The organism is Rhodosalinus sp. FB01, assembly GCF_041365715.1.
GTDB lineage: Bacteria > Pseudomonadota > Alphaproteobacteria > Rhodobacterales > Rhodobacteraceae > Rhodosalinus.
The window spans coordinates 1-218 of sequence record NZ_JBGFSH010000049.1 but is presented as its reverse complement, the minus strand read 5'-3'; the positions used below and the strand labels follow the sequence as shown (position 1 = coordinate 218).

Sequence of the window (218 nt, the reverse complement as noted above, 5' to 3'; positions counted from 1 at the left end):
TGATCCGCCCCTCGAGCCGCGCGCCCTCGAGCGCCTCCTTGATCGACGGCAGCACCGCGTTCTGCGCCTCGGCGATCTTCCCGGCGGAGACGCCGTGCGCCTCGCCGATGGCCTTCAGCCAGGCGGCCGTGCCCTCGTAGCCCACGGGCGCGGAGCCGACGATCGGCCGGCCCGCCGCCTCGAACTCGCGGATCGCGGCGGTGTAGAAGGGATGGATC

Annotated in this window: 1 pseudogene; it reads right to left on the bottom strand. The window is 73.9% G+C overall.

The window, feature by feature from the left end:
- Positions 1–218 (bottom strand): annotated as a pseudogene (locus AB6A65_RS16485) (chlorophyllide reductase subunit Y); the annotation flags it as partial.